Source organism: Milkweed yellows phytoplasma str. MW1, assembly GCF_000309485.1.
Classification (GTDB): domain Bacteria; phylum Bacillota_I; class Bacilli_A; order Acholeplasmatales; family Acholeplasmataceae; genus Phytoplasma.
The window spans coordinates 1-12,685 of record NZ_AKIL01000037.1; the positions used below are offsets into that span (position 1 = coordinate 1).

The following is a 12,685-nucleotide window of genomic DNA, read 5'->3' on the forward strand; positions in this document are numbered from 1 at the left end:
ATTATATATTATTATCGTTTAAAAGAAAAAACATCTTTATTTAGATATAAAGATGTTTTTTTATTAAAGAAGTTTATTATTTTTAAGAAACCTATTATCTTTTAGATTGAGGTTTTTTAATTTGTTGTAAAATCAAAAAAATAATCGCTGAAATCATTATAGCGACAAAAACACCTATAATTATAATTTGGAAAGCGTTGATGCTTTTTTCTTTATCATCATCTTTTGTAGTGCTTTTTTTCGTTGTGGCAGCTGTTTCGGATGTTTCATCTTCCTTTTTAACGTCTTTTTCCTTAGTAGTTTCAGAACCTTTGTTGCTGTTTTGAACAGTTGTTTCATCGGTTTTTTGATCGCTTGTTTCGGATGTTTCATCTTCTTTTAGTTTTTTATAATCTGTTTCAATTTTGGTTAATTGCGTTTTTTTAACTTCCAATTTAGAAGAATGACTTTTAGTAAAAAGATCATTTATTTTATTTCTTAAATTATTGATATTGGTATCACTTAATTTATTAGCATCACCCTTCAATTCTGTTTTTTTAGTTTCTAAACTTTTCATATTGGTTTCTAATAATTCAGTTTGTTTCATTATGTTGTGAAACGCCGTTTTAACTTCTTCCAAAGTTTTTTCACCTACTTTGGATAAAACTAAAGCATCATTTAAATACTTCTGTTTTTGATCTTTTATGTTTTTCACCAATTGTTGCATATTTTCCAAAATAGTTTTATCATCAGCTGGCGTAATGTTTTTTGTCGATAATTTATTATTTATTTCGGTTGATAAACTATCGAAAGGCATTTCTTCAAAAAGTTGTTTTAACTTTTCTATATTGGCAGTAGTAAAGATTTTTTGGATTTCTGTTTCAAAAGTTGATATTTCTTGTAATAAAGCCTCAGCTTTGGCTTTGATATCAGCTTTTTGTTGGTCTTTATTTTTTATTTCTAAAATCTGCTCTTTGATAAGCTGAGTTTTTGTGTCAACCCCAAACACCTTATTATGAGAGAAGAATATCAATAGGAAAACTGACAAAATCCCTGTTAATTGTAAAAATTTAGATAAATAATTTTTATTTTGCGAAAACATTTGTATTTTATTTAAAAACCCTTTCTATTAGATTTATTAAAATACATCTTCATTTTATAATAAATGAATAAAATATTTATTCATTACATAAGTAATTTTATCATATTTAAATTAGGAAAATTTAAATATTTGTGCGATATTTAGCGTTTGTTTGGTTCATTAAATCAACCTAATTTCGGCAAAATTTAAACTTTTTATTCCGTTTTGAACTGAAAAAAGGCCTCTTTGTAAAAAGGTAAAAAAACCACATTTTAGACTTTCTAAAAAGCCTTAAAAGAAATTTTTTCTTTTTTTAAATTGCTCTTTTTCTCGGTAAAAAAATTTGAGAAACAGAAAAATGAAGAAAAAGACGCACCGCATTAGAAAAAAAGGCTTTTCATATGGTAAAATATTAAGACGTGATTTTATTTGTAGTCAAATAAAAATTTTTTTATTCTTTATTTAGTTAAATTTTTAGGCGTCTCCCTTCCATAAAACCTCTTGGAAGAATATAATGTAAAAGAATGAATTTATAAGAAAAAGGATTTATTTTTGTATGTCTTATTTAGCTTTATATCGCAAACATAGGCCTAAAAATTTTTATGGGATGGTAGGTCAAGAAGTTGTTATTAAAACTTTAAAAAACGCTATCAAATTGCAAAAAATTCATCATTGTTATTTGTTAAGCGGCAATAAGGGTGTAGGTAAAACCACTTTGGCTAAAATTTTAGCTAAAGCCGTTAACTGTCAAAATCCTCAAGGACAAGATTGTTGTAATGAATGTGAATCTTGTTTAGTGGTCCACCAAAAAGCAAATTTAGATGTGATTGAAATTGATGGTGCTTCTTATAATGGTGTAGATGAAATTAGAGAATTAAAAGACACAGTTCAATATAAACCTCATTTATTAAAATATAAAGTTTATATTATTGATGAAGTTCATGTCTTATCTAGCAATGCTTTTAACGCTTTATTGAAGTTATTGGAAGAACCCCCATTGAACGTTGTTTTAGTTTTAATAACTAGTGAATTAGCTAAAATTCCTAAAACCATTCTTTCCCGAACTCAACATTTTCATTTACCGAATTTGACCGATGAAGAAATTAAAACTAAATTAAACCCTATTGTGGAGGAAGAAAAAATTTTAATTACTGATGAAGCTTTAACCACTATAGCAGCTTATTCAGACGGAAGCGTGCGAGATGCTTTAAATTTATTAGATAAAATCAGTTCTTATAAAACTAACTTGATTGAAAAAAAAGATGTTGAAAAAATGTTAGGAGTTATTTCAGAAATTAAAATCAACCAATTAGTCGAATCTTTGGTTCAACCAGACATCAACCAAATGATCGCTTTTTTAGAATTAATTTTGAAACCTAATGTGCAAATTTTACCGTTTTTAGATGATTTAATTGATTTTTTTCAAAAATTATTATTAGAACATGTGACTAATCCTCAAGAAAATACAAATTTATTCCGTTTGTTAACCAATTCTAAAAGGAATGAATTTTTTGAAATCTTGTTAACTTTAAAACAAAATATTATCCATTTCCCTACTAAAAAAAATTCTTTAATTTTAAACTTCATTAAAATACATAATCTGTTTTTTGACAAAAATATAATTATCAAAAAGACTTCTATCGCTGTCAAAAACACTAATACAGTGGTGAACAATAATAATCGGAACAATAATACTTCATATTCTAATAACGGCCTTCCTTACGCTAAAAAAGAATCTAAAAAATCTTATCTGGCTAACAAAAAGGCAATTGTTTCAGAAGAAACGATAGAATTAGAAAATAATTTAATAAAACATATTAAAAAAATTCTGCTTAATCCAGATGATAAAATAACCACTCTTTTAAACAAAAGATGGGCTAATTTAAAAACTTATTCTGACAATTTAGAGTTAGAAGTCTCTGCCAAAGTTTTATCCGAAGCTAAATTGTTGATGATTGGACGTAACAAAGAAATGCTGCTAGCTTGTTCGGATATGAATAATTATAAGAATTTATTAAATGTTAATGTGAAAAAAAACATTAAGAAACTTTTTAACTCTAAAAAAACTATTATTAATGATTATTTTGTTATTTTGCCAAAACATTGGGATGAAGTGATCAAAGTGGCTTATGATAAATATCAAACAACTAATAATCTGATGGATTTTGATTTATCTCATTTAGACAATAGTTTTTATGAACAAAACTCCTTTGTCAAAATAGAACAAAATGAACTAGAACTAATTAAACTAGCCAGAGAATATTTTGGTTTTGATAAAGTAAAAATTAAGATATAATAAGGAGTGAAAATGAATATTAATACTAATATGTTTGATAAATTAAGAAAAATGCAAGAAACTATTCAAAAAGAGCAAAAAACATTAGAATCCAAAGAATTTATTGCTACAATAGGAGATGTTATAATAGTGATGCAAGGAACTAAACAAGTTGTTGATGTTCGTATTAAAAACACCCAAGCTCTTGAAAATTTAGATATTCTGCAAGAAAGCATTTTATTATCTTTTAACGAAGTTTTAAAACAAGTAGAAGATGCTTCAAGAGAAGTCATTAATAAAGCTTCTGAAAATTTAGAATTCACTTTTTGATAATTTTATTATCTTTTAATCATTTTCTTAGAAAGAGGACAACAATTTATAATGAAGGACGAAAAGAACCTAATCGACCCTAATAATTCAATGGTTGATATTTCTTATCAAATTTTACAACAAAATAAAACATCTATACCTATTTATCAATTAATGGAACAAGTTTTCCAAATTAAGCAATTAGATTTCACTGATGTGGAGAAAGTTTCTCAACTATATTTAGATATTGTTTTAAGCGGTCTTTTTGTTTTTAATGGTCAAGATCTTTGGTGCGTTAAAACGGACAATCTACATTTATGGGATAAAGAGTATTATGCTGAAAAAGACGATAAAGATGATGAAGAACAAACAGATATCGATCATAAAATTTTAGATTTTGAAGATTTTACTTTAAAACCTAAAAATAATGATATTCATGATGAAGATAGCGATGAGCACGAAGAAGAAGTAGAAGAAGCGTTAGATATTGATTCAGAAGAACATTTAGATAATGATATCAAAAAACCTCAAGTGGATTTAAATTCTGTGAGCGATGATGATGACAAAGAAGACGATATCAATGATGAATATGATTATTTATACGATAAATAAAATATTTCCCCATATGATAATTTAAAAAAATATTAATACAAAAAACAACAAGTTGTATTATCAAGTAAGCGGAGTTAAAAAAATGTTCTTAGGTATATACGATTATACTGTATATTTAACTTATTTAAATTTACTAAGCGGCTTTATTGGCGTCAGTTTAGTTGTTTTTATAGAAAAAAAAATCGGCTTAGCTTCTGTTTTTTTGTTAATATCAGGAATTTGCGATATTTTTGATGGCATAGTTAGTCGTAGTAAAAAAAACCGTTCTCTTTTGGAAAAAAGATATGGTGTACAAATTGATTCTTTGGCTGATTTAGTTAGTTTCGGCGTTTTGCCAGTAGCGATAGGTTATTCTTTATTGAAACAAGCGGTTCCTTCGGAATCTACTTTTTATAAACCTTTAACATTCGCTTTTATCTTTTTTGGTAGTTTATACGTTTTAGCAGCTTTAATTAGATTAGCTTATTTTAACGTTTTAACGGAGGAAAATAAAGAATTAAATTCTAAAGTTTTTATCGGCGTTCCGGTTACTTGTTCCTCAGTTCTGTTCCCTTTTTTAATTTTAATTTACTTACAATTAGGTAAATTGTGGAAAGATTTTAAGGATATTCATTGGTGTTTATCACCTTTAATATATCTCTTTTTCCTCATGTTATTTTCTTTTTTATTTGTTTATGATAAAATTAAATTTAAAAAACAAAAAATATTTTATATTTCTTTTTAAGTGCGTTATTTTTAACGTTGATTTTGATTTTGTTATACTTAGAAATGTGTCTCAAAAAATGATTAAAGGTCGTTTATATGAAAAAAATAGTTGATAAAAAAGGGAATGTTTTAGAGGACAAGATTACTAGCAAACAACAAACATTTTTGTATTCTAATATTGAAAAGAACTTTTGGAAAAGACTGTTTTTAAAAATTCTTGTTTCCAAATTTGTGAATTATTTAGCTAGTTTATATTTTAAAACCTTTTTGTCTAAAATTCACATCTCTAAAACAATCAAAGAATATAATATAGATTTGGATTTATTCGAAAAGAAAAAATTTCGTTCTTATAATGATTTTTTTACGCGAAAATATAAACATCTGTCTTTTGATAGAAAGGAAACAACTTTCATTAGCCCTTGTGAAGGGCTAGTTAGTATTTTTCCTATTTATCATAATAGCGTATACACTATTAAAAATGTTAATTATCATTTAAGTGATTTATTAAAAGATGATAAATTGGCTTCAGAATATTTAGATGGTCAATTAGTGATGTTTAGGTTAAAAGCTAACGATTATCATCGTTATATTTTTATAGATGATGGTTTATTAGGTCTAAAAACGGTTAAAATCAAGGGTAAATTTCATACAGTGAACCCTATAGCTTTTAAACAATTTAACGTTCTACAAGAAAATACTAGAGAATATAATATTTTATATACTCATAATTTTGGTCAAGTAGTTCAAATAGAAGTCGGCGCTATGATGGTGGGTAAAATCAACAATCATGAAATCAGTAAGTTTGTTAAAGGCCAAGAAAAAGGTTTTTTTTCTTTTGGCGGTTCTACCGTAGTTTTATTGATTAAACCGAATAAAGTTGCTTTTGATCAAGATATTTTAAACAATACGAGAAATAACGCTGAAACCCAAATTAATATCGGTGAAACAATTGGACATAAAATAGAGAAAATGTTGGATGTGATCTAATTGTTTTTCTCCCATAGGAAAAAGGAAAAAAGATGAATAAAAATAAAAAACAACCTAAATTTATTTTCGTGACGGGTGGAGTAGTTTCTGGTTTAGGCAAGGGCATTATCACTTCGTCTATTGGTCAAATTTTAAAACAACGCGGTTTAAAAGTGTTTGTGAAAAAATTTGATCCTTACATTAACGTTGATTCAGGCACTATGAGCCCTAATCAACATGGGGAAGTTTTTGTTACTAATGATGGAGCTGAAACAGATTTAGATTTAGGTCATTATGAAAGGTTTTTAGATGAAAACTTATCAAGAGAATCTAACGTCACTACAGGACAAATATACCAATCTGTAATTAATAAAGAAAGAAAAGGGCAATATTTAGGTAAAACTATTCAAGTCATTCCTCACATTACTAACGAAATTAAGCATAGAGTTTTAACTATCGCTCCAAACGCTGATTATGATATTATTATCATTGAAATAGGTGGAACTGTTGGCGATATTGAGTCTTTACCTTTTTTAGAATCTATTAGACAAATGCGTTATGATTTAGGCTTCCATAATGTCCTTTATTTACACAATACTTTAATTCCTTATTTAAAATCTTCCAATGAAACGAAAACTAAACCTACTCAACACAGCGTGAAAGAATTAAGATCTTTAGGAATACAACCACAAATTTTAATTTTAAGAAGTGAAAAAATAATCACTCCAGAAATGAAGCAAAAAATATCTATTTTATGCGATGTTCAAGAAAACGCTATTTTTGATAACACAGATGTTGATATTTTATATAAAATTATTCTTAATTTACACGAACAAAAAATAGATGATTTTATTTTAGATCATTTCCAAATTAAAAATGTTCCTACTTCTGATTTATCTCAGTGGAAACAATTGATCCATAAAATAGAACATTTAAAACGCACAATCACTATTGGTTTAGTAGGGAAATACATTGATTCGCATGATGCTTATTTATCTATCGAAGAGTCTTTGAAACATGCTTCATACGCTCATGATGTGAAAGTTGAAATTAAATGGATTGATGCGGAATATTTAACTAATGATAATATCCAAAAACAGTTAAATGCTTGTGATGGTATTCTAGTGCCTGGTGGTTTTGGTTTTAGAGCGGTTGAAGGGAAAATTAAAGCCGTTAAATACGCTCGTGAAAACGATATCCCTTTTTTCGGCATTTGTTTTGGCATGCAAATAGCGGTGATAGAATACGCTCGTAATGTTTTAAAATTAGAACAAGCCAATTCCTCAGAAGTAGATTCTAAAACACCTTATCCCGTTATTACTCAAAAAATATATAATACACAATTAGGTGGTTCTTTAAGGTTAGGTCTTTATCCTTCGGAATTAAAAAAAGATAGTAGAAGTTATGCCATTTATCAACAAGAAGTGATTAACGAAAGGCATCGTCATCGCTACGAAATGAATTTAGAATATCTTCCTCTTTTTGATAAAGATCCTTATTTCAATGTTTCTGGTTTTAATCAAGAAGAAAAAGTCCCTGAAATAGTGGAATTAAAAAATCACTTTTGGTTTGTAGGGGTTCAATTTCATCCAGAATTTTTATCTCGTCCTCTGAAGCCACATCCTTTATTTAAAGATTTTATTAATTTTGCTATTAAATACAATACAAATAAAAATACACAATAAAAAAAGTTCCAATAAAGGAACTTTTTTTATTGTGTATTCAAAAAATATTAATTTTTTTAAAAATTATTACAATCCGTAAGCTGTTTTAGATTGAGTAACTACTGTTTGACATATGTCTTTTTTAACTTTGTCTAAAGCGTCGCTAAGAGCTGTTACTGCTGCATCGTCTTTACCAGTAATATTATCAGTTGCATCTAATGCATCTTTAACTGTTTTAGCTGCTTTTTGAGCTGCCTCGTAAGCTGCTTTTTTAGCTGTATCTTCAGGTTTTTTGTTTTTTTCTTCGTTAGTTAAATATTCCATATCTTTGCAATATGTTTTTAACGTTGTAACAACTTTTTTCAATGCTGCTACTTTTTTATCAGCGCTATTTTCTTGTTTCGCTTTGCTTATTGCTTCTGTGTAAACAGTTTCCCATTTAGATATTAAATTGCTGTCTAAGTTTTTAACTGCTTTAGAAGGTGAATTTTTCATTAAGAACCAAACACCAACTGCCGTTAAAAGCACTACAACTGCACTAACAACACCAAGAACTATTTTGCCGTTTTTAGTTTTTAAATAACTTTGTTTATTTTGCTTATCCATTGCTGCCATAATATTTTATTATCTCCTTTTTTTTCATTATTAAATCTTCAATAAAGATCCAATACCGATTTTAATTATAACATATTTTTTTATATAAAGTTATAATAATGCATTATTTTTTAATTTGTTTAAAAATTTTATGTAGTATTTGATCCGCTTGATCGTCATTTTTGATTTTTACATGATTTGTTTGGCTTAAAATTCTTTCAATATAATTGAGAGAATCTTTTTTATTTAAACCAGCTTGAACGATTATTTGGGTAATATTTTCGTGGGTATAATTTTGTTCTAAATACCAACTTTTCACTATTTCTAATTCGTTTCCAGTTAAAAGTCTGCCTTTTAAAGTTTCTAAATTTTCAATAGTTTTAGAAATATTGTGTTTTTGTTTTTTTTCAGTTCTTTTAGCTTCTTGCTCTTTATATAATTGTTGTATTTTAACAAAAGTATTATCTAAATTAAAGATTTCTATAATCTTATTATCTTTTTTATCTTGTAGGATGGAAAAAAAATTTTTTTGTCTTAATCTTTCTAAAATAGATTCTAGTTCGTTTTTAGAAAGGTTCGCTTGTTTAGCTAAAAAAGAGGACGAAAAGATTTTTTTTTCATAAGAATCAAATAAAAAAAGTAAAACACTTAATTCTTGTATTTCTAAATGGAGTTTTTTAAATTCACGGATTAAAATTTTTTCTATATTTAAAAAACCTTCTTCGTATAACATTTTAATCATTTTTTAAAATACCTCCTTTAGAAACCTTGGTCAAAGCCTTTTTAGCAGCTTGTTGTTCGGCCGCTTTTTTGGTTTTACCATTGCCTTTTCCTAACCATTCTTTACCTAAATATACTTCTGACACAAATTCCTTTTCGTGAGCTAAACCTTTTTCAGAAATGATTTTATAAGTAATATTTTGTTTTCTTGTTTGGACTAATTCTTGTAGTTGAGTTTTAAAATCAATAATATTAATGATTTTATTTAAACAAGGCAAAACAACGTGATAAAAGGTTTTTTGCGCTTGTTCAAAACCTAAATCTAAATAAATAGCGCCAAATAAAGCCTCAAAAGCATCTGCTACAATAGAATAATTATGAACGGATCTTTTTTTCTCTCCTTTGCCTAAATAAATATATTTTTTTAATTGAATTTCTTCAGCGTAAATCAATAAAGAATCTACACAAACTGCTTGAGATCTTTTTTTGGTCATGACTCCTTCATCGTCTTTATTTTTTTTATATAAATAACTAGCCATGAAGAAATTAATGATCGAATCGCCTAAAAACTCTAATCTTTCGTTATTATTGTGTTGGGCGTTATTCTCATTAGCGTACGAACTATGAGTTAAAGCGTTAATGTATAAAGAAATATTTGTGGGTTTGATATTTAATCTTTTAAATAACTGTTTAATAGACATAATGTTTCCTTATGTGATCTCAATTTTTTATTTTTTGAGAAAGTTTTGTTAAAAAATCTTTTTCTATTAATTTTTTCGCTTTTAAAATAGCATTATAAAAAGAATAATAATCGGAGTTGCCTTGAGCTTTAACAACAATTTTGTTTAAACCTAAAATCATCGCTCCTCCAATTTCTTTGCTATCTAATTTTTTTTTAATGTTTTGAAGTTTTTTTTGAAAAAGTAATTTACTAATAATTTTTTTGAACCAATTTTCTGTTAAAACGTTTTTTATGTTTTTCATTAAGGTGCCAAAAACGCCTTTATATGTTTTAACAATCATATTGGAGGTGAAACCGTCACTTAATAAAATATCCGCCTCAGAGTATAAAATATTTTGCGGTTCTTCGTTCCCTTTAAATACAACATGAGGAGTTTTTTCTAATAAATCAAAAGTCTCCATTTCTAAAATTCTCCCTTTATTCAGTTCCGAACCGATATTTAACATTTTAACAATGGGAGTTTCGATATGGAATAATTCTTGAGCCACAATAGAAGCAGCGATAGCGAATAATAACAGATTTTCAGCTTTAATTTCGATATTAGCTCCAGCGTCTAATAAAATTCTTGTTCTACCATCTAAAGAAGGGAAAATGATAGCTAAAGCGATTCTTTTCATAGGTGGAATAGTGCCGATAATTAAATAACTGGCTAAAATTAAAGCTTGTGTAGGTCCGGCAGAAACAACACCATCTACTTTATTATTTTTAGCCGCTTGCAAAGCTAAAAACATAGAATGTTGCGAATTATCTCTAATTTCTTCTCTCATGTTTTTAACACCCATATCTAAATAATGAGGCGTGTGGATAATGCTCAATCTTTCTTGTAAAGTTTCAGGCAATTCAGAAGAAATATGTTTTTGTAAAAATTTTTGAATTTGCGGTTTATCGCCATATAAATAAAGATACAAATCTCTTTCTTCGGATAACGCTTTTAAACTACCTTTTATAATAGAATCAGGAGCGAAATCGCCTCCCATAGCGTCGACTGCTATTTTAATCATAATAACCTCTTTTTATTTTCTAAATTTTCAAAATCTTTTTGTACTTGAGAAATAATTTTAAAATCTGTCGCTACATTTAAAAAATGATATTTTAAATAACCACTTTGTTTTTTACCTACAAAATCACCAGGACCTCTATTTTTTAAATCAAATTCGCTTAATTGAAAACCATTACTTTCTTGTTCTAAAATATTTAAACGTTGGTTATCTGCTGGATTTTCAGGGACTAAAAAACAATAATTTTGTTTTTCATTTCGCCCTACTCTTCCTCTTAATTGGTGTAATTGACTTAAACCAAAATGATCGGCTCCTAAAATAACAATGGTTGTTGCGTTAGGAACATCAATTCCTACTTCAATAATAGTAGTAGCTAATAAGATTCCTTGAGGATTTTTCACAAAACCCGCCATAATTTCTTCTTGTTTTTTGTTATTTTTTTGACCATGTAAAACATAAAGATGTTGAATTTTTTCTTCTTCTAAAAAAGAAGTTATGGTTTCAATGTTGAATTTTTTAGCATTTTGTTTAATAGCCGGAACTACTATATAAGTTTGTTCGTTTTTAGCTTGATTGTCTCTTAATAAAGGAACGATTTTTTCGAAAGGGAATCTTTCGGTAATAATATTTTTTTTAGCATAAGGAGTTTCCGTTAATAAAGAAGTTTTTAATAAACCAAAATACATGACCGCTAAAGTTTTAGGAATTGGGGTCGCTGTTAAATATAAAACATCTGCTTGAAGATTTTGAAAAGAAGTTTTATCTTTCACATCAGTCCCGAACTTATGAGTCTCATCAATGATAATCAACCCTAAATCATGAAATTCTGTATTCGCCAGCAAATGAGTACCAATAACCATTTGATATTCATTATTATAAATAGCTTTTTGTAAAGTTTTTTTCTGTTTACTTTTAGAAGTGATAAAAATAGTCTTAATTTCGGGAAATAATTTAGTAAAATTTAAATAATGTTGTTTAGCTAAAATTTCTGTTGGAGCCATCATTAAAACTTGTTTTTTGGCGCTAATGGCTGCAATAGCGGCTAAAAAAACAGTAATAGTTTTTCCTGAACCAACATCGCCTTGAATTAACCTTTTAGTAGGATAATTTTGTTTTAAATCGCCGTAAATATCTTTGACTATTTTTTTTTGGTTATCAGTTAAAGAAAAAGGGATTTTTTGCATCATTGTTTTAATATAATGATTACCATAATTTAAAGGTTTTTTAAAAGGAAGTTTCTTTTTTTCTTCAAATAATTTTTGTGCTATATTTAAGGCTTCTTCATGCTTAAAACGTTTTAAAGTTTTATGAAGTAATTGTTGGCTTTTGGGCAAATGAAGATTCATTAAAGCTTCTTTTCTGTCAATTAAATTGTATTTTTTTAAAAAAAGAGGACTTAAATTTTCTTTGATTTTTAATTGCGGTTTGTTAAAAATATTTTTTAAAAAAGTGGTGATAGAATGATCAGTAATATTTTTAATACCATACACAGGCTTTATTTTATTTTTGTTTTTTAAATCAAAAGAAATTAACGAAGCAGTAATGCTTTTATTATATAAATTACATTTACCTTTAATAAAAACATTTTTATTTATCTTTAAGAAATTTGCTAAATAAAATTTATTAAAAAGAACAACATCGAAAACTACATCATCATGGATTAAGATTTGAAAATTAAGTCTTTTTTTATCAGAATTGTCTTTAGATAAAATAGGTTCGCTAACAATTTTTCCTATAACATTAATTATTTCTTTATCTATCGCTTGGTTCATATTAGATAAAAGGAAATTTTGATATTTTTTAGGTTTATAAAAAATCAATTCTTTTAAAGTGTTGATATTATTTTGAATTAATTTAGGGTATAAATTAGATTTTACAAACATTTGGTTTAAGTTAGAATTCATTTTGGAAAAACCTCAAATACACCTTAAATCTTATTTTGATTATTTCTTTGTTGGATAAAAATTGCTAATATGACGATATCTTTTAACTAATTAACATTAAGTAATTAAAACTATTTTAATAACATTAAAAAATTAT

At 26.9% G+C, this 12,685-nt stretch carries 12 protein-coding genes; 6 read left to right on the forward strand and 6 right to left on the reverse strand.

The features are described from left to right. Positions 1-94 precede the first annotated feature (94 nt). Complete coding sequence (locus tag RI76_RS00665; RefSeq protein WP_017192201.1) at positions 95-1,081, reverse strand: hypothetical protein; 987 nt, start codon at positions 1,079-1,081, stop codon at positions 95-97. A gap of 535 nt (positions 1,082-1,616) precedes the next feature. Here RI76_RS00665 and dnaX point away from each other — a divergent pair. The 6 genes from dnaX (at position 1,617) to RI76_RS00695 (ending at position 7,612) form a co-directional block, all read left to right on the forward strand. Further along, positions 1,617-3,356, forward strand: a complete 1,740-nt coding sequence (gene dnaX, locus RI76_RS00670; protein WP_017192202.1) for a DNA polymerase III subunit gamma/tau — start codon at positions 1,617-1,619, stop codon at positions 3,354-3,356. Positions 3,357-3,368: 12 nt separating this feature from the next. After that, complete coding sequence (locus tag RI76_RS00675) at positions 3,369-3,665, forward strand: YbaB/EbfC family nucleoid-associated protein (protein ID WP_017192203.1); 297 nt, start codon at positions 3,369-3,371, stop codon at positions 3,663-3,665. A 51-nt stretch (positions 3,666-3,716) separates the two neighbouring features. Further along, positions 3,717-4,256, forward strand: coding sequence for a DNA-directed RNA polymerase subunit delta (gene rpoE / locus RI76_RS00680; protein ID WP_017192204.1), 540 nt, complete (start codon positions 3,717-3,719; stop codon positions 4,254-4,256). An 82-nt stretch (positions 4,257-4,338) separates the two neighbouring features. Beyond that, positions 4,339-4,980, forward strand: coding sequence for a CDP-alcohol phosphatidyltransferase family protein (locus tag RI76_RS00685; RefSeq protein ID WP_017192205.1), 642 nt, complete (start codon positions 4,339-4,341; stop codon positions 4,978-4,980). Between the two features lie 77 nt (positions 4,981-5,057). Continuing rightward, the gene (locus tag RI76_RS00690; protein WP_017192206.1) at positions 5,058-5,948 is read left to right on the forward strand and encodes a phosphatidylserine decarboxylase; all 891 of its coding nucleotides are present in this window, start codon (positions 5,058-5,060) and stop codon (positions 5,946-5,948) included. Between the two features lie 32 nt (positions 5,949-5,980). Beyond that, positions 5,981-7,612 (forward strand): CTP synthase, encoded by a 1,632-nt coding sequence (locus RI76_RS00695; protein ID WP_017192207.1) that lies wholly within the window; start codon positions 5,981-5,983, stop codon positions 7,610-7,612. 66 nt (positions 7,613-7,678) lie between these two features. Here the strand turns inward: RI76_RS00695 and RI76_RS00700 are convergent, their stop codons facing one another. From RI76_RS00700 to RI76_RS00720, 5 genes are all read right to left on the reverse strand, one after another. Beyond that, positions 7,679-8,206 carry a hypothetical protein gene (locus RI76_RS00700; protein ID WP_017192208.1) on the reverse strand — a complete coding sequence of 176 codons (528 nt, stop codon included), beginning with the start codon at positions 8,204-8,206 and terminating at the stop codon, positions 7,679-7,681. A gap of 103 nt (positions 8,207-8,309) precedes the next feature. After that, positions 8,310-8,927: a DnaD domain protein gene (locus RI76_RS00705; protein ID WP_017192209.1), complete on the reverse strand. Its 618-nt coding sequence runs from the start codon at positions 8,925-8,927 to the stop codon at positions 8,310-8,312. After that, positions 8,920-9,606, reverse strand: coding sequence for a ribonuclease III (gene rnc / locus RI76_RS00710; RefSeq protein ID WP_017192210.1), 687 nt, complete (start codon positions 9,604-9,606; stop codon positions 8,920-8,922). The genes RI76_RS00705 and rnc overlap by 8 nt, the downstream gene beginning before the upstream one ends. 19 nt (positions 9,607-9,625) lie before the next feature. Then, complete coding sequence (plsX, locus tag RI76_RS00715; protein WP_017192211.1) at positions 9,626-10,648, reverse strand: phosphate acyltransferase PlsX; 1,023 nt, start codon at positions 10,646-10,648, stop codon at positions 9,626-9,628. After that, positions 10,645-12,549 carry a DEAD/DEAH box helicase gene (locus RI76_RS00720; RefSeq protein WP_017192212.1) on the reverse strand — a complete coding sequence of 635 codons (1,905 nt, stop codon included), beginning with the start codon at positions 12,547-12,549 and terminating at the stop codon, positions 10,645-10,647. The genes plsX and RI76_RS00720 overlap by 4 nt, the downstream gene beginning before the upstream one ends. Between the last annotated feature and the right edge of the window lie 136 nt (positions 12,550-12,685).